The 17,711-nt window shown below is 59.7% G+C and carries 11 protein-coding genes; 6 read left to right on the top strand and 5 right to left on the bottom strand.

Annotated features, from left to right (window positions below):
- Positions 1–75: 75 nt before the first annotated feature.
- Positions 76–2,397 carry an SUMF1/EgtB/PvdO family nonheme iron enzyme gene (locus tag J3R75_RS02505; RefSeq protein WP_307259741.1) on the bottom strand — a complete coding sequence of 774 codons (2,322 nt, stop codon included), beginning with the start codon at positions 2,395–2,397 and terminating at the stop codon, positions 76–78.
- A gap of 549 nt (positions 2,398–2,946) precedes the next feature.
- On the opposite strand from J3R75_RS02505, the gene J3R75_RS02510 reads away from it, so the two are divergent.
- The 4 genes from J3R75_RS02510 (at position 2,947) to J3R75_RS02525 (ending at position 11,465) form a co-directional block, all read left to right on the top strand.
- Positions 2,947–4,230 (top strand): ISL3 family transposase, encoded by a 1,284-nt coding sequence (locus tag J3R75_RS02510; RefSeq protein WP_307259144.1) that lies wholly within the window; start codon positions 2,947–2,949, stop codon positions 4,228–4,230.
- Between the two features lie 960 nt (positions 4,231–5,190).
- Entirely contained in the window at positions 5,191–7,908 is a 2,718-nt protein-coding gene (locus J3R75_RS02515; protein WP_307259742.1) for a DEAD/DEAH box helicase, read from the top strand.
- Positions 7,909–7,921: 13 nt separating this feature from the next.
- Positions 7,922–9,238: an SWIM zinc finger family protein gene (locus tag J3R75_RS02520; protein ID WP_307259743.1), complete on the top strand. Its 1,317-nt coding sequence runs from the start codon at positions 7,922–7,924 to the stop codon at positions 9,236–9,238.
- Positions 9,239–9,290: 52 nt separating this feature from the next.
- Complete coding sequence (locus J3R75_RS02525) at positions 9,291–11,465, top strand: hypothetical protein (protein WP_307259744.1); 2,175 nt, start codon at positions 9,291–9,293, stop codon at positions 11,463–11,465.
- Positions 11,466–11,775: 310 nt separating this feature from the next.
- On the opposite strand, the gene J3R75_RS02530 is transcribed toward J3R75_RS02525, so the two are convergent.
- Positions 11,776–11,901 (bottom strand): hypothetical protein, encoded by a 126-nt coding sequence (locus J3R75_RS02530; protein ID WP_307259746.1) that lies wholly within the window; start codon positions 11,899–11,901, stop codon positions 11,776–11,778.
- A 258-nt stretch (positions 11,902–12,159) separates the two neighbouring features.
- Between J3R75_RS02530 and J3R75_RS02535 the strand changes: the two genes are divergently transcribed.
- Positions 12,160–13,467: a uracil-xanthine permease family protein gene (locus J3R75_RS02535; RefSeq protein ID WP_307259748.1), complete on the top strand. Its 1,308-nt coding sequence runs from the start codon at positions 12,160–12,162 to the stop codon at positions 13,465–13,467.
- Between the two features lie 25 nt (positions 13,468–13,492).
- Positions 13,493–14,326, top strand: coding sequence for a tRNA (N6-threonylcarbamoyladenosine(37)-N6)-methyltransferase TrmO (gene tsaA, locus J3R75_RS02540; RefSeq protein ID WP_307259749.1), 834 nt, complete (start codon positions 13,493–13,495; stop codon positions 14,324–14,326).
- A gap of 33 nt (positions 14,327–14,359) precedes the next feature.
- Here the strand turns inward: tsaA and J3R75_RS02545 are convergent, their stop codons facing one another.
- Genes J3R75_RS02545 through J3R75_RS02555 form a run of 3 tightly spaced genes read right to left on the bottom strand, consistent with a single transcriptional unit; the run spans position 14,360 to position 17,697 of the window.
- Positions 14,360–15,439 (bottom strand): acyltransferase family protein, encoded by a 1,080-nt coding sequence (locus tag J3R75_RS02545; RefSeq protein ID WP_307259750.1) that lies wholly within the window; start codon positions 15,437–15,439, stop codon positions 14,360–14,362.
- A gap of 35 nt (positions 15,440–15,474) precedes the next feature.
- On the bottom strand, positions 15,475–16,860 hold the full coding sequence (gene argH / locus J3R75_RS02550) for an argininosuccinate lyase (RefSeq protein ID WP_307259752.1): 1,386 nt from the start codon (positions 16,858–16,860) through the stop codon (positions 15,475–15,477).
- Between the two features lie 3 nt (positions 16,861–16,863).
- Positions 16,864–17,697 carry a GAF domain-containing protein gene (locus tag J3R75_RS02555; protein WP_307259753.1) on the bottom strand — a complete coding sequence of 278 codons (834 nt, stop codon included), beginning with the start codon at positions 17,695–17,697 and terminating at the stop codon, positions 16,864–16,866.
- Between the last annotated feature and the right edge of the window lie 14 nt (positions 17,698–17,711).

A 17,711-nucleotide genomic window follows, 5' to 3' on the forward strand; every position in this document is an offset into this window, starting at 1 on the left:
GCTTGCCGCTGCGGCTGCGCCGCCCCTGCCGGGACGCGGCAAGACCGCGCAACACGGCGAAAAGGACGGCAAGGACTACTGAACCGCCCTCACGAGGCGGAAGCCCAGAATGATGCCCCGGCGCGACGGCCAGTCCCTGTTGCGGTCCGCCGAACGGCAGTCGTACGCGTAGCGGCCCCAGCCGCCGCCCCGGGCGACGCGATCGGACCCGCCGGCAGCGCCTGGGGGATCGGTCTGAGCCGCACTCCCCAGTTCGCTCTGATACCAGTCCAGGCACCATTCCCATACGTTACCGTGCATGTCATAAAGCCCCCACTGATTCGGCAAATAGCTGCCGACTTTGGCAGAGCCAACGGATGTGTCACCATCAGATGAATAACCTGATCCGCCATTGTACCAGTATCGCCCGACCTCGGCTACATTCGGGCATTCATATTCATCGGTCAAATTCTTCCCCGAATTCAAGGCGGTCGTGGTCCCTGCCCGGCAGGCATACTCCCATTGTGCTTCCGTCGGCAGGTCGAAGTCCAGGCCGGTTTTGGTCCGCAGCCGCCCCAGGAAGGAGCCGGCATCAACAGCATTGTTGCCCGGCCAGCCTGCTCCGGCGCTACTTCCACGAATGTCGTCGTAACTGATCTGTTCCACTGGGCGGGCATCGCGATAGGATGCGTTGGAAAACCAACTTGGCCAGTTGCCCATCACCCGCTCCCATTGCTTCTGGGTCACTTCAAAGACACCCACATAGAAGTCCTTGGTCAGGGTCACCGGATGCTGGGTCTCGTCAGGATCTCGCCCCAGTTCATTTGCTGGCGACCCCATGGTGAAAGTACCAGCAGGAATTTTTCGTAGCACCAGCTTCGTGGTCTTGTATTCGTCAGTCCAGCCGCCGGCCGGGGCGGTCGTGCGAGTGCTAACCGGGTAGCTCGCGGCGTCAGGCCCTGCTGACAAGTCAATAACGAGATAGGTATCCTCAGGCGGCGCAACATATCCACCTGGCCAATATAGCCAATAACCGTTCCCGGCAAGCAGATTTTCCGTCGGATAAAAGCGCTGCCCATTCCACCCCCAGGCGACGGCACCGGCGCTCCACAGGCTGCGGTCGCACAGCGGGCCCACAAAATTCCAGCCCAATTTCAGGCTCGCCTCGAAATCAAAGCTTTCAAGGGCAGTACCAAAAAGTGTGACTTCATCCGCTGCCTGACAATAGATCCAATATGCCTGGGTTGCAGCCAGGTTGCCGCTGAGAGCATAGGCCTTGCTGCTTGCATCCAGCGTCATCGCCCCTTTATTCAGCAGCAGAGACTGGGAATCCTGGTCAAGATTTAGACTGGCGCTGATCAGGTTCCAGCCGGCAGTGAGTTTACAGGAGTAGTAATACGCGGTAGGCAAGCCTGCGTAGTGAGTACCCCAGCCGGCAGTCCCGAAAACATGGTAGGCCGTGCCGGGGACGCCCAAAAAATGGTTATCGCCCTCAGTAAGCGGCGGAACACCGGCAAAATAGACTGCCAGGAGACTCGAACACCCATCGAAAGCCCAGCCGCCGATACTGGTCACGCTGGCGGGAATGATCACCTTGGCGAGCTGTGCGCAATAGGAAAACGCCCCTTCACCAATGCTGGTGACGCTGTCGGGTATCAACACGCTTGCAAGCAGTCCACACTCATCAAAGGCCCAAGCGCTGATGCTGACAACGCCATCGGGAATCTGATAGGCGCCGGATTTTGCGGCGGGATACAACAATAAAATCGTCATGTTTTTGTCGAACAGAACGCCATCTACGCTGCTGTAGGCGGGATTGGCCTGGGACACGACAAATTCAACCAGCCTCAGGCAGAGATCAAACGGGTATTCACCCATGGTGACAACCCCGGCGCCTATACTCACCTTGCTCAGATTGTCGCATTCGGCAAAGGCCCAATCCCCGATACTGATAACGCTGTCGGGTATGGCCACGCCGGTGATAGAGGCTAAATAAGCGAATGCCTCCTCGCCAATGCCGGTCACCGGCACGCCGTCAATCGTGTTGGGTATGACGATGTCGCCGCCGGCGCCAGTATATTGAGTTATGGTGACTTCGTTATTGCTGATGGTATACTCGTAATCGTCGTCACTTCTGACGGCACTGCGCAGGATGCTATTGCCGTCTTGTTGCGGAGCTGTGCGACGAGAGGCGAGTCCTAGTGCCATGTCAACGCTGGATGCAAAGTCCACGGCGTTACTCGTGCCGGCAGGCAACATCCGTGATGGCTCTGCAGACACAGACAGCATGAAGAAAAGCAAAAAAGTCAATGAACAGACTCTGGCCACTCTACAGATTGATTTGCGTGCTGGTCGCAACGCCTTTGCGTTCATGTCACGCATCGCCACTGAATGTCTGAGTTGTCTGAAGAATTCCATCCTTCGCCTCCTGATTTTGCTCTTTCCACGGTTTGCTTTCAACACCTCTCCCGGTTGCGGTGTGAGTTCTGTCAAAAATCATACTATTGTTTCATCGCAACTTACTATTTTTGAGTAACCTACGCTTAGTTATCACCATCCTGCAATTTACTGAAAAACCTCTTTGCACATTTGGTTTGACAACGGTCATGTGGACGGCAACAGCCACGCGCCCTCGGTGATCCTGGCCAAGTCCTGCCACGAAAAAAATAAGGCTCTTCAGGAAACTTAGTGGGTAGATTTTTCGACGTTTTGTGCTCAGAACCAAGACAACGCCTTGTCACATGGGGGGAAAAAAGCCAGCTAATCGTACGCATAAAATAGTGTAACTTGTTGATATTCAACGATCAATTAATGTTCAAATTATGATGCCCGCCCAGCTTTCCATGTCAATTTGTATGGAAGGCAGTCGGAGCAATCTTCCGCTTCGGTGTTTCTTGTTATTGCAAGAATGCCTTCACTTTTGTTGCACCCGATCATTTTTGTGTTTCATTACCTCATGGCCACGCAATGCCCAGTCAATCACCTGACCTCGTCATTCACATTGAGCCATGGGAGTCCGCCATGAACTTGGAGTCGTTTTATCAACGCGTGATTAATCCGCCATCGCCCTGGACTGTCTCCAAGGTCGAAATTTCCGACGACAGTACCCGTGTTGACGTCTGGCTGATCCATCAGGAGCATTATCGCTTTTCGTGTCATGCCTGTCACACCCCATCACCTACTTACGACCATGCTCCGGAAAGAACCTGGCAACATCTGGACACCTGCGAGTGCAAGACCTACCTTCATGCCCGTATTCCCCGAGTTCAATGCCCCAAGCATGGGATCGTCAACAGCGACTTTCCTCTGGCTGATTCACAGATCTCAATTACATACAAGATGGAAAGCAAGTGCATCAAGACCATCCAGGCCTCCAATTTGACCGATGCGTCCGAACTAACGAGGGTGTCTTGGGACATGTTGGAAAGTATCCGCGATCGGGCCGTCAAGCGAGGGCTTGAGCGACGTGGCGATACGACGCCGGTCATCATGGGACTTGACGAGAAGCAGGTGTTTTCCAGACATCGCTATTTCACCATTATCACTGACATTGGCAATGGGAGCGTGTTTGACGTGGTGGACAAGCGGCGCATTGATGACATCAGCCCCTGGTTTGAAAAACGCAAGGAAAGTTTGAAAAACGTCCAGATCGCGGCCATGGACATGAGTGCGGGGTATGAGCGTATTGCGTCAAACTTCATGCCCAATGCCGAACTGTGTTTTGATCATTTCCATGTGATGCAGGTCGTCCAAAAGGCAGTGGACAGCACACGAAAGCAAGAACAGGCCACGATGAGCGATGAGGACAAGAAAAGCATGTTCGGAGCGCGCCATGATTTTCTGTATGGCAGGGAGAATCTTCCTGACAAAAACAAGGCCAGGTTCGAAAAAGTTAGACAGATTGCCAAGAAAACGGCGCGGGCATGGGCAATCAAGGAAAACCTTCGCGACATGTGGACAACTTGCCCCGACAAAGAAGAGACGCCGAAGTATTTCAAACACTGGTACTGGTGGGCGACGCATTCACAAATTCCGGACATGGCAAAAGCCGCCCATACGCTGAAAAACCACTTCTATGGCATAGTGGCTGCAATCGAACATGGGGTCAGCAATGCCCTGACCGAGGGGCTGAACAGCAAAATTGAGGCTGTCAAGAGAAGTGCATGTGGTTTCAAAAACAAAGAATCTTTACGCAATGCAATTCTGTTTCATTGCGGGAAACTTAACCTGCTGCCAGAGGCCGCCAACTAGCACTTGCACTCAAATTTGCAACCCACGGAATTGCCTGAAGCACCAAAAATAAATCGCTCATTGCATCAATCTCCACTGGCGACGCGAAAACAACCCGTGCCGCTGGACATGAGACTGCTCGAGCCTCTTGGGCGGCGGGAAAACGCATATTGCCTCAAGAATACTCCCAGCACGGGTACTTTGCAACGCCATACACCGGCAAATGCCGCCGGGACGGCGGCGCTCCCAGGACTATTGCCGCCGGGACGGCGGCGACACGGGCGCGCTACGATCGACGTGGATGACGAAGACGGTTTTATGAGCCGTCTCGCCGGCGCGGGCTGAAAGCCCGCACCACGGCCGCGATACAAGTGCGCGAGGGAGACGCTGAAAACACGCGTGCGAGGGGACGCGAGCTGACCTCATGCACCCCGGCCGCGACACACGCGCCGCGACTGGACGATAAACCATGCCGCTTGCCGAAAAGCCGTAATCGGTTAGTGATTGATAACTGATGCACGGCATGCCTCTCGCTGGCGCGTGGGACGCGGCGTGCTAGCCAATGTGGCGCCCTCCGGGCGCAATTCCAAGTTGTTGTCACACCCCTGGTTGCGGCGCCCTCCGGGCGCCTCGCCAGGGGTTATGCATGGTACGGCCCTCCGGGCCGAACTTGGCCGATCTGACGACTTGCTTTGTCCGATTCGGGTCGAAAACCTCCATCATTTAATATCCATGTTTTTGCGCCGTAGGCGCTTAGCCATGCTTAACCCCAGGCTTTAGCCTGGGGACGCAGCCTGCCAACAGACAGTGCCTCGTAGAGGCACCACAGTTTTGGTTATCAATCACTGACCGATTACCAAAAGCCTGTCAATGGGCAACCAGCCCAAGTGCTATTTTTATGTCATGAACTACAGTAAGCGCCTTGCGACTCCGTAGCCGCTGAAACAGCGTTTTGACTACAGTTTCACATGTGGGATAGGTATGAAAATTGAGTTGGTGCTCAGCCCCGGCGGCCGCCTGCGTCTGGAAACGACCGTGGAGCCCGAATTCGATTGTTGGGATGCGCCTGATGCCATCGTTCAGAAACTGACAGACGGCTTTGCACGTGGCAATGCCGATGGCCTGCTGGCTTTGGTCAATGAGGACATCTCCGCCAGCGCCCCCCTCGCCTGCAGATATTTCCGCCAGTTTACGCGCGAAATCATCACCGCGCTATGCCGCGTGCAGTGCGGCAACGCCAGCGAGCTTCCCCGGGCCCTGGCTGAGCTCAGCCCAGAACAGTCAGCCCTTGACGCCGAGATTATGGCTGCACCGCCCATGCGCGGTGCAGAATACATCAACGCCGACTGGCTGCAGTCCCTCCATGGCGAGCTCATCACCTGGGTAACGGACCAGTACAAACCCCGCTTCGGGCCCTTTGCCGAATGGGTCAGAAAACTGAATCCGGCGTGGAAGAGCGTCGGCAAAGTCAGTTTTCACCTAGCCGAAAACAAGCAGGACACGAGCGGCGCGTATCCCTTTGCCTTTTTGGCGACATTCATCCATCGGCTCTCCGAAAATGACGTCCCCCGACACCTCCCCCTCGGCACCGCCATCAAGACCTACGTCAATGATCGCAACGCCCTGCTGGCCCTGCTCAAACCCGTCCAGGACGCTGCGGCACGTAGCAAGCTAATCGCCGGCCTGTTGGAAAAGCGCGAGATATTCCGCCCCCAGGCGTGGACGGCCCGTCAGGCCTTCGATTTTCTCAGCGACCTGCCCGCCATCGAGGAATCCGGCGTCATCGTCCGCATCCCGAACATCTGGAAAAACAACGCCCCGCCAAAGGTCAAAGTGTCCGTCGCCGTGGACCTGCGCAAGAACCAGCAACTCGGCGTCAATGCCCTCCTGGACTTTTCCGTCCAAGCGGTTCTTGACGGTCAAGAGCTGTCACGGGAAGAGTTGGCCGCCTTGCTGAATTCGAACGACGGCCTAGTCCGTATCAAAGGCAATTGGGTCGCAGCCGATTCTGACAAAATCCGCGAGCTTTTGCAACAGTGGGACCAAGCTGCCCGCAGCAACCAACAGGGCATGAGTTTTATTGACGGCCTGCGCCTTCTGGCCGGCGCTCAGTTGCCCGGCTCGCCCAACAGGCCAGCCGACGAAGCCAACGTCTGCGAAGTCCACGCCACCGGGCAGCTCCAGCAGCTCCTGGCCGAACTGGCCAGCCCCTCAGCAATCCCCTTGCCGCCCATGCCGGCGCCTCTGCAAAGCAGGTTGCGACCCTATCAGCTGGACGGCGTCCGCTGGCTCTGGCGCATGTCCGAACTGGGTCTGGGCTGTTGTTTGGCTGACGACATGGGGCTGGGCAAGACTCTGCAAGTCCTCTGCCTCCTCACCTTGCTGCAAGCGCGGGGCGACACCCGGCAAAGCCCGGCCTTGCTGGTCGTACCCGCGTCGCTGCTGCAAAATTGGTGCAAGGAATCCGCGCAATTCACTCCCCATTTGCGCTTTGGCATTCTCCATCCCATGGCGATGAGCGACGACGACACCCGGGCCTGCAACGACAACGCCGCCCAGTACGTGCAGCGCTTCGACGCCGTGCTCACTACCTACGGCATGCTCTCACGCATCAACACGTTGCAGACAATCACCTGGGCCGCCGTCATCGCCGACGAAGCCCAGGCCATCAAAAACCCCGCCTCCAAGCAAAGCAAAGCCGTCCGCGGCCTGCAGAGTCCGCGCCGCCTGGCCCTGACCGGCACGCCCGTCGAAAACCGCCTCTCGGACTTGTGGAGCATCTTCGACTTCATCAGCCCGGGCCTGCTCGGCAGCCCGAGCTCCTTCAAGACCTTTGTCAAAAATCTCAATGACGCCGGCGGCAACGCCAACTTCGGGCCTCTGCGCCGACTCACCCGGCCCTACATTTTGCGGCGATTGAAGACCGACAAGCGCATCATTGCCGACCTCCCCGACAAAACGGAAATGAAAGTCTTCTGCCAGCTGACCAAGCCCCAAGCCGTCTTCTACCAACAGGCCGTCACCGCCATGACCAGGGAACTTCAGGAAAGCGACGGCATCCAGCGCCGCGGGCTGATTTTCAAATATCTGATGATCTTCAAGCAAATTTGCAACCACCCCAGCCAATTCACGGGTGATGGCGACTACGACGCGGCTTCCGGCGGCAAATTCCTCCGGCTGGCGGAAATTGCGGAGGAAATTCGCTCGCGGCAGGAAAAGGTGCTGGTCTTCACCCAGTTTGCGGAGATGACCGAGCCCCTGCACGAACACTTGACGCGATGTTTTGGCCGCAGCGGCTTGATCCTGCACGGCGGCACGGCCATCAAACAGCGCCAAGTGCTGGTTGAGGATTTTCAGCGGGACGCCGGCCCGCCCTTTTTCGTGCTATCAGTGAAGGCCGCCGGCACGGGCCTGAATCTCACCGCCGCCAACCACGTGGTCCATTTCGACCGCTGGTGGAATCCCGCCGTGGAAAACCAGGCCACCGACCGTGCCTACCGCATCGGTCAGCACCGCAATGTCCTGGCCCACAAATTCATCTGCAAAGGCACCGTGGAAGAAAAGATTGACGCGCTCATCGATGAAAAGAAAGACCTCGCCGATTCGCTGCTCAGCCAGGGCGCCGAAAAATTGCTCACAGATATGAACAATGACGAGTTGCTCAAGTTTGTCGAACTCGACCTGAAGTCAATGATGTAAGGAACACCAGCACATGGCCGCCAGAAGACGATACAGCAGCAAAAGCTATTACGGTTATCCCCGTTACGTGACCATTGCGGAGCGTCAGTACCAGGCCAGCGAGGAGATCAACGCCATGCACGCCGACGGGGCCAACCCGTCGCCCGTTGTCATCCAGGGCAGGGCCATCGCCAGCACCTTCTGGGGCAAGGCCTGGTGCGATAACGTCGAGTCCTACCAGGACTACTCAAATCGCCTGCCCCGCGGCCGCTCCTACGTCCGCAGTGGAGCGGTCATTGATCTGCAGATCAAAGAAGGCCATGTCAGCGCCAAGGTCATGGGATCGTCACGCTACAGCATTGAAATGGACATCCAAAAGCTCTCGAGCAGCAAATGGCAACAAATAAAACACGCTTGCGCAGGCAAGATCAGTTCGCTAGTCGATCTGATTAGTGGCCGACTGAGCCCGGAAATCATGGCCGTCCTCTGCCGCAAAAACGACGGCCTGTTTCCGACGCCAGGCGAAATCAAAATGACCTGCAGTTGCCCCGACTGGGCCAGTCTTTGCAAGCATCTGGCAGCCGTGCTCTACGGCATCGGCGCCCGCCTGGACACCGAACCCGAACTGTTCTTCCTCCTTCGCGGCGTTGATCAGAAAGAGCTGCTCTCTACCAGCATCGTCGAAGCCGCCGTCGCAGGCGCGACGCAAGGCGCAATCAGCGATGGTGACCTAAAGGGTATATTCAATATCGATCTCGATGGGCTCGATGGGCTCGATGGGCTCGATGGACAAACACCTGTCCAAGAAAAAACGCCCGCCAGCAAGGCTGCAACAGATACGACTGCGGCGACCACAGCGGGGACAACGCCTGCCCCCGCCGCCAAGCGCAAGCCCGGACGACCGAAGAAGGCGTCCGCAGAAACGACTCCAGCGACCGCCGCCAGGCGCAAGCCCGGACGACCAAAGAAGGCGTCCGCAGCGGCAGCAAGCATAAACACGCCGCCGACTGCAGCGAAGACGACAACGGCCGTAACAACGACGACGACGGCGACGGCCGCCAAACGCAAGCCCGGGCGACCGAAGAAGGAGCCGGCAACCACAGTAAAAACGACGCCAGCGACCACAACCAAGCGCAAACCCGGGCGACCGCAGAAAGCAGCCGCAACCGCTCTCGATGGCAACTCCGCGACCGCCGCCAAGCGCAAACCCGGGCGACCGCAGAAAGCAGCCGCAACCGCTCTCGATGGCAACTCCGCGACCGCCGCCAAGCGCAAACCCGGGCGGCCGCGCAAATCCGATGCTGCAGCGCCGCCTGCGGCAGAAAAAGGTCGGCCGCGCAAAGGCCATTGATTAACTTGGCAACATGTTCTCACTGCCCCTAACACCCCCCCGGAGGACCGTCATGAGCAACCTCGCCATTCTACCCGTCGGCAACGCGCAGCCAGCCCTGCCCTGCCAGCATTTCCCCATGCCATACCAAGCCGTAATCTGGCGCAACTGGGGCATGGTGCCCATGGCGCGTCTGGCGCAGATTCTTGACTGCAGCGAGGACCAGCTCGTCCACGCCGCCGGCGCCATGGGCCTGCAGCCACAGGACGATCTCTGCGACACCTGGTGCCAGCGGGGCTACCAGACCATCATCCGCCAAAACTGGCATCTGCTCAGCTACGAACAGCTCCTCGTCGCCATCGCTTGGACGCCAGAAAAACTCGATTTCATCCTGCGCGAGGACGACTTCTTCTGGCACAAGCTCGGCTACTTCAAGCCGATTGTTGACTCTCCCCGCTACACGCCACTCAACGCTGAGCAGGCCCGGGCCACGGCGCAGCTGCGCCACTGGCTCGAGGACGCCCTGGCGCCCCTGCCACCGCAGTCAGCAGCGCCCTTCGCCTTCCTGCATCAGCGCCTGAACCACGCCGCACCCACGCCGGCGGCGGCCGACGGCGGCCTGCGCATGATCTACTCCTACTCGGCGCTCTACGGCGATCCGTTGCTGGACAGCGCGGCCGATCCCTTCCCCGACGAGCTTCTAGCGGATTATGCGGCGGCCGGCGTCAACGCCCTGTGGATGCAAGCCGTGCTCTATCTGCTGGTGCCGTGGTTTGGCGACACGCCGTACTCCGCGCAACACGAGCTGCGCATCGCGAATCTTCGCCAGCTCACCGCGCGCTTACGCAAGCACGGCCTCAAGCTCATGCTGTACATCAACGAGCCCCGCGCCATGCCCGAGCCGTTCTTCCAGTTCCACCCGGACTGGCGCGGCTGCAAAGACCGCAGTACCGACCTCTATACACTCTGCACCAGCCTGCCCGAAGTCCGCGAGAAACTCAGCCAGGGCGTGGAAACGCTTTTCCGACTAGTCCCCGACCTCGGCGGCCTCTTCTGCATCAGCATGTCCGAAAACCTCACCAACTGCTGGTCCCGCAGCTCATTGGCAAAGCCCACGGCCTGCCCGCGTTGCGCCCAACGCCCACCCGCCGATGTCGTGGCCGAGGTCATCAACGCCATCAACGACGGCGCCCGCCGCGGCAAAGCCGACGCTGACGTCATCGCCTGGAGCTGGGCCTGGCCGAGCGCCTGGGACGCCGATGTGCTCTGCCAACTCCCCAAAAATGTCAAAGTGATGAGCGTCAGTGAAACCGCCGTGCCCACCCATGTCGGCGGCATCGACGGCGTAGTCAGCGACTACTCCATCTCCAAACCCGGCCCGGGCCCCGTCGCCAGCCGCCTGTGGGACCTCGCCAGAGCCCAGGGCCTCGACGTTGTCGCCAAGACCCAGCTCAATAACACCTGGGAGAACTCCGCCGTGCCGTACCTGCCGGTGCCCGACCTCGTCGAAGAACACCTGCAGGGCCTGCGCGCCAAAGGCATCAGCAACTTTATGCTCAGCTGGACCCTCGGTGGCTTCCCTGGCGGCAACATCCGGCTGCTGCACCACAGCAAGGAAGAACTCGCACAGATGGACTTCGGTAAGGCCGCGCCGGACATTCTCCGCGCATACCGCTGTTTCTCCGACGCCTTCCGCCATTTTCCCCTGCACGGCACCAGCCAGCTGTACCTCGCACCACAGAATTACGGCCCGCATAACCTGCTCTACGACAGCCCAACCGACTACCGCGCGACCATGATCGGTTGCCCATACGACGACCTCAAAGCCTGGCGCGGCGGCGAGCATTACCCCGAAGACGTCTTCGAAAACGAATTCCGCCTCCTCAGCGACGGCTGGCAAGACGGCCTGGACATCCTCCGACGCGTTGCCCCGGCCATCGCCCCGACGCAACGCCAGTGCTTCGACGACCTGTGGCATGTCGCCGAAGCGGCCTACTGCCATTTCCGCAGCAGCTATCTGCAAATCGCCTTCGTGCGCCGACGCCAGGCGGAAGACCACGCGGCCATGCGCGACATCCTCCACGATGAAATAGCTCTTGCCCAGCGCCTCCTAGCCGTCATGAACGGCGACTCCCGCATCGGCTTCGAAGCCAGCAACCATTACTACTACACCCGCAATAGCATCATCGAAAAAATCTTTAACTGCCAACACCTGCTCGCCACACTGGGCAACAACAACCAGAACTGACCAGACCGCGAAAAATGATCGTCGATCGGACTGATCGGACTGATCGGACTGATCGGACTGATCAATCCGACGGATCGGTCCGATCGGTCCGATCGGTCGGATCCGTCAGATCCGTCCGCAAAGAGGACCACTAGGACCGTGAGGACGCCTTGGCTCCTGGGAGCGCCGCCGTCCCGGCGGCACTTATTGGCGACTGCGCGCACTGCGGTGAGGACTCACGGACTCATGAGGCATGGTCCCATGGATTGGACCGTGGGGACTTTCTGGACCATGGGGAATGACGCCTTGGACGCTGGGGACCGGTTGTGGACTACTTGGACACCAGGGACTGACTGGCAGCGTCCACAATGTCCACAATGTCCACAATGTCCACAATGTCCACAATGTCCACAATGTCCACAATGTCCACAATGTCCACAATGTCCACGATGTCCATAGCGTCCATTTCAGCGCCCAGTGTCCCGCCAGGCAAGAGGCGGCGCTGGCGGCCAGCTATTCGCAACCGACCGATTACGTCGATCAGGCCGATCTTTGCGTTCTTTGCAGGAAAAACGGCTTGGCTGGCCTACATTATGCGACCAGCAAAACCCCGGCGACAACCAATCGTTCTGTTTACCGCCGGCCGTTTTCCCTCGCTTCATCTGCCCCCCTATTTTTCCTCGTCCTCATCCCCCTTTCCTCGACAATCTCGCCCATGCCCACGTCACTTCGCCCCACCATATCGCGCGTCTTGAGTCCCTCGTCGCTCACCCTCGGAGTTGCGGCTCTGCAGCAGACCATGGCGATGTTTGCCGGGCTGGTGATGGTCCCGTTGATCATTGCCCGCGGCATCGGCGTCAGCGCCGAGGACAGTACGCGGCTGGTGGGCATCGCCATCCTGGTATCGGGTCTGACGACCTTTCTGCAAGTGAGCCGCTGGGGGGTGCTAGGGTCGGGCTATTTGCTGGTGATGGGCTCCAGCAGCCTGTTCATCGCGCCGTCCATCATGGCGGGCAAGGCCGGCGGCCTAGCGCTGGTCTGCGGCATGACGCTGGCCATGGCGCCGGTTGAAGCGCTGCTCAGCCCAGCGGCACGTGTTCTCAAACGCCTGGCGCCGCCGCTGGTGATCGGCGTCATTGTCATCCTGCTGGCCTGCTCCATCGTCCCGGTTAGCATCCAGCAGTTCATGGGCGGCTTCAACGCCGGCGACGACCTGGCCAGTTGGCGCATGCTCGCGGTGGGCAGCTTCACTGTTGTCTGCACCTTCCTGGCCAATGCCTGCCCCTGGGGCATCGTCCGCGTCGGCTCCGTCATTGTCGGTCTCCTGGCTGGATCGGCGCTGGCGGCGCTCTTCGGCATGGGCGATGTCAGCCACTTGCGCGAAGCCGCCTGGCTGGCCTTGCCGCAACCCGGCTGGACCGGCCTGGCCTTCTCGCTGGATTTCGCCCTGCCCTTTGCCATACTCTACGTCATTAGCGCCATCGAGACCTTTGGCGACATCCACGCCATCGCCGTCGTCAGCGGCGAAAAAATGAGCGCGGTAGAGAATCGCCGGCTCAGCGGCGGCCTCATGGCCGACGCCGTGGGCAGCGCCCTGGCCGGGCTCTTCGGCACCGTTGCCAACACCAGTTTCAGCGGCAACATCGCCATCGCCGAATTAAGCGGCGTGACCTCGCGCAAAGTGGGCGTCATCGTCGCGGCGCTACTGATCGTGCTGAGTTTCTTCCCCAAACTGGCGGCGGCGTTGACGATCATGCCCGCGCCGGTGCTGGGCGGCAGCATGCTGGTCGCTGTGGCCATCCTGCTCAGCGTGGGCCTGCGCATTTTATTCAGCGGCCAGCCCAGTCATGGCGAATTGATGGTCGCCGGCATGGCGCTGGCCATCGGCTTGGGCGTCCAAAGCAGCCCGGCCATCGCGACGCACGCGCCGGCGTGGCTAGCGCCGCTACTGCGCTCAAGCATCTGCATGGGCACCCTCGTCGCCATTGTCGGCAACACCTGCCGCCGCTGGTCAAAAGCATAGTCTGCCAACCACCACCTGAACCGCCATGCCGAACCATCCGACCCCATCCCCAGCCGACGCCCCTCTGGCTCTCACGCCCATCGGCACCTTCCATGCCGATGCCAAATACGCCTACGATGTGCCCCGCCAAGCCGTCCTGGCTGACAGCAACCGCGGCGTCATCACCCTCCGCCCTGACGGCAATTTCCAGGACGCCCTCCGCGACCTCGACGGCTTTTCGCACATTTGGGTGCTGTTCTGGTTCCATCGCAACCAGCATTGGCGCCCCGTGGTGCGACCGCCCTGCCATCGCAATCGCAAGGTCGGCGTCTTTGCCAGCCGCGCGCCCTACCGGCCGAACCCCATTGGCCTCAGCTGCGTCGAGCTCGTCGCCATCAAAGGTCTCGACATCATCATCGCCCGTCATGACCTCCTTGACGGCACGCCCATCCTCGACATCAAGCCCTACCTCCCCTACGCCGACGCCTTTCCCGACGCCGATCCCGGCTGGACCAGGGACGACGACAACGCGCGCTTCACCGTCCGCTTCGCCGACAACGCCCACCAGCAGCTCTGCTGGCTGGAGATGAACGGCCTAACCTGCCTGCGTCCTTTCATCCTCAATCATCTCAGCTACGAGCCTCTCAACCCACGCCGGCATCGCCTGGAAGCCGTCTGCGACGACTCGGCCATCCTCGCCTACCGCACCTGGCGCGCATTTTACCACTGCGACCCTCAGCAGCGCAGCATCACCGTCCTCAACGTCTTCTCGGCATACAACAACGATGAAATCAGCGACAGTCAGGACAAATACCGCGACAAGGCCCTCCACCGCCGCTACACCCAGGCGCAACCCGGTGCAGGCCCCGCCAGCAAATAAACGCGCACCCGCCCCGCACGCACAACGGCACCCTCAGGCAATGATCCAGCGGGTGTTTTTGACGCCGAGCTTCTTCAGCCCAAGCTGTACGGCCACGACGCCGGCAGTCATCAACAGAGTCGTCAGCACTGCCGCCACCAGCAACGACACCAAGATCAACGGCTCGGACAAAACGGTGACATAGCGACGGAAAATCGGCGCGACTATCACGCCAATGAAGCTGTTGTGATAGAGATAAATGCCAAAACTGGTCGGCGATATCCGCAGCAGTAGTTCCCGCATGGACTTGCCAATCCCCGCCGTCGCGGTGGCCGCGTTGCGAGCCAGCGTCCCGATGTATGCCAAGCTGAAGACCAGCCGGCACAGAGTCTGGATATGCGCTTCATCCGGCAGGACGCAGGCAACAAAAAAGAGTACCACACTCAGGCTCGCCAAAACAAGCTGCCGTCGTCGCAGCCACAGCAGCCAGCGTTCGTGGTCCAACGCGCCGGCCATGCCCAGCAGGTAGAAGGGCAGAAAATAAAGCGTATTGTGCAACACCTGCAGGTAGCCCGCCCGGCCAATGACCAGCGACAGCACGAAAAACAGCGCAATCACGACATGGTGCCACCTCTGCCGCATAAGCCACAAGGTCAACGGCGTCAACAGGAAAAAAATCATGAGCATCGGCACAAACCACAGGTGCACGCCGCCACGCCCCGCGAGCAGACTCACCAGTACCTCACGAACGAAACTCAGCAGCTGATAATTGCCACCACGAATGCACTGCATAAGCTCCAGCAACACCGTCGCAATCGCGTAGGGACACAATATCGTCAGCGCTTTCTTGCGCAAAAAAGGCAAGAAACGAAAATTTGTCGACTGGTACTGGCACAGAAAACCCGCCAGCAGTGCAAACAGCGCCGTCCCGCTGTCCGCCAGCGCCCCCACGCCGCCATACACATGGGGCAACTGGCGAAAGACTAGAAACAGCAGATGATAGACCACAATCAGAAACATCGCCAGCGCCCGCCAGTCGTCCAGTACGTCCAGATGTCCCGTCGCCGGCCGGTGTAACGCCGGGTCAGTGGACAAACGCGGTACTGCCGGCGCTGCAGCGGCAGCGCTGGCCAAGCCCTCCCTCTCCGGAGACGGCCTATGATCAATCATTATTCGGCGTTTACTCCCTTGAGTTGCTCTTTCCAAAAGGCGATCTGCGTGGCGACTTGCGCCGGCGCGGTCCCGCCGGTAAGATTGCGGCCGGCGATGCTGCGGGCGCAGTCAAAAAGCGCCAGGCATTCGTCAGTGGCCAGCGGCAAGAACTGCCGCATATCATCCAGGCTGGCCTGATTCAAGGCGATGCCCCGTTGCTGGCAGAAGCCGACGAAATGTCCCACCTGGTGATGCGCGTCACGGAAAGGCACGCCCTGCTTCACCAGCCACTCGGCCAGGTCCGTCGCCATCAGCGACGGATCGCTGGCAGCCTCGCGCATGCGCTGCGCTCTGGGCCGCAGGGTCTTGAGCATGGCCGCCATGGTCAGCAGAGTCAGACTGACGGTGTCAATGGCGTCGAACAGCCCCTCCTTGTCCTCCTGCATATCGCGATTATAGGTCAGAGGCAGGCCCTTCATCGTCGTCAGCAGGGCCATCAGATGCCCGTAGACCCGGCCAGTCTTGCCGCGGGCCAGCTCGGCCACATCGGGATTCTTCTTCTGCGGCATGAGGCTGGAACCCGTCGTAAAGGCGTCACCGAGTTCGATGAAAGCGAACTCCTGACTGAACCAGATGATGACGTCTTCGGCCAGACGAGATAGGTGCATCGCGCAGATGGCCAACGCCGAGAGAAATTCCACCAGGCAGTCGCGGTCGCCGACGGCGTCCATGCTGTTGCGCAAGACAGCATCAAAACCAAGTTCGCGGGCGACGCCTTCGCGGTCCAGCGGCAGCGTGCAGCCGGCGATGGCACCAGCGCCCAGCGGTAGGCGGTTGATGCGCTTGCGGCAGTCCGCCAGCCGCTCGCGATCGCGGGCGAACATCTCCACATAGGCCAGCAGATGATGTGCAAAAAGCACCGGCTGCGCATGCTGCAGGTGGGTAAAACCCGGCATGATCACTGCGGCATGCGCATCGGCCAGGCCGACCAGCACGCGCTGCAGAGATGCCAAGTGGGCACGCATCTGGTCGGCTTCGTGCCGCAGATACAGGCGTTCGTCCGTCGCCACCTGGTCGTTGCGACTGCGGCCCGTGTGCAAACGCGCGCCGGCCGTGCCGATGCGTGCCGTCAGCTGCGCCTCGATATTCATGTGGATGTCTTCGAGATCCTCGCGAAACTCGAACGTGCCGGCGTCAATATCGGCTTTGATGGCAGTCAAACCGGCGACAATCGCCTCGACATCTGCCGCGGGGATGATGCCCTGCCGCCCGAGCATGCGTGCGTGCGCGATGCTGCCCTGGATGTCAAACGGATACAGACGCCGGTCGTAGGAAATCGACTCGGTGAAACGCCGGACCAACGCGTCGGTCTCTTCCGCAAAGCGGCCACTCCATAGTGCCATGACTCAACCTTCTTTCTGCTGGTTGCCGTTGCCGTTGCCGCAGCTGCAGCCGCCGTTGCCGGCCGTGCAGTCCTTGCCGGCCGCGCCACCGCTGGCTGGCGGCGTGCAACGGGTGAGGCAGTCGAGTATCTGCGCAGCGGCGATAGTGATGTGACCGGCATTGAAGCCCGCACGCACCAGCTCCTTGTAAAACGACTCCGCCAGCAGCCGCACCACCTTGGTGGGGTTGTTCAGCGACAGCACCATCAGATTCTTCAGTCGCTCATCTTCGCTGATGTTCTTGCCGGCGGCGCAGTTCGCCGCCTGAAACTCCTGCGATTTGATGGCGAAGTGCTGCCGCAGGTAATCGTACACTTTCGAGTTCTCAATGACCAGTGACGCAAAAGAGCCGATCAGCGAAAAGAGCCGGCGCCGAATGGGATCGTAGGGCTTGTTGCTCTCGGACTTGGCACCGCTGGCGACCAGCAGGCCAATCCGCTCGCCCTTGACCGTGACCGGCATGACAATCATGGGGAAACGCAGGCCCTCAATACCGGAATCAACCCAGTTGATCTGATGGAGGCTACGCAGCCGCCACAGTATGCTGTGCAACCGCGCCGGCAGATCCACTGGAAAGCCCACCCGCAACTTATCGCCCTCAATGCCCACGGCAGAACGCAGGATGAGATTGTGCGTGCCCTCATCCCGGAACAGAAAACCGGCCTGATCAGTGCCCATGAGCTTCCGCGTCATGCTGGTGATCTGATCCAGGCCGTCGTCCAGCGAACGTGGTACCGTCAGGGCTTCCGAAAGAATCTTCAACACGTCAAGGCTGTTTTCAAAGTCATTCGTGCTCATATCGTTTATTCCTG

It is taken from the genome of Oligosphaera ethanolica, from assembly GCF_030814695.1.
Lineage (GTDB): Bacteria > Verrucomicrobiota > Lentisphaeria > Oligosphaerales > Oligosphaeraceae > Oligosphaera > Oligosphaera ethanolica.

Coding starts and splice junctions, on each gene's coding strand:
- J3R75_RS02505 (WP_307259741.1), bottom strand. CDS start 2,397: ATGGAATTCTTCAGACAACTCAGACATTCAGTGGCGATGCGTGACATG.
- J3R75_RS02510 (WP_307259144.1), top strand. CDS start 2,947: ATGCCCAGTCAATCACCTGACCTCGTCATTCACATTGAGCCATGGGAG.
- J3R75_RS02515 (WP_307259742.1), top strand. CDS start 5,191: ATGAAAATTGAGTTGGTGCTCAGCCCCGGCGGCCGCCTGCGTCTGGAA.
- J3R75_RS02520 (WP_307259743.1), top strand. CDS start 7,922: ATGGCCGCCAGAAGACGATACAGCAGCAAAAGCTATTACGGTTATCCC.
- J3R75_RS02525 (WP_307259744.1), top strand. CDS start 9,291: ATGAGCAACCTCGCCATTCTACCCGTCGGCAACGCGCAGCCAGCCCTG.
- J3R75_RS02530 (WP_307259746.1), bottom strand. CDS start 11,901: ATGGACATCGTGGACATTGTGGACATTGTGGACATTGTGGACATTGTG.
- J3R75_RS02535 (WP_307259748.1), top strand. CDS start 12,160: ATGCCCACGTCACTTCGCCCCACCATATCGCGCGTCTTGAGTCCCTCG.
- tsaA (WP_307259749.1), top strand. CDS start 13,493: ATGCCGAACCATCCGACCCCATCCCCAGCCGACGCCCCTCTGGCTCTC.
- argH (WP_307259752.1), bottom strand. CDS start 16,860: ATGGCACTATGGAGTGGCCGCTTTGCGGAAGAGACCGACGCGTTGGTC.
- J3R75_RS02555 (WP_307259753.1), bottom strand. CDS start 17,697: ATGAGCACGAATGACTTTGAAAACAGCCTTGACGTGTTGAAGATTCTT.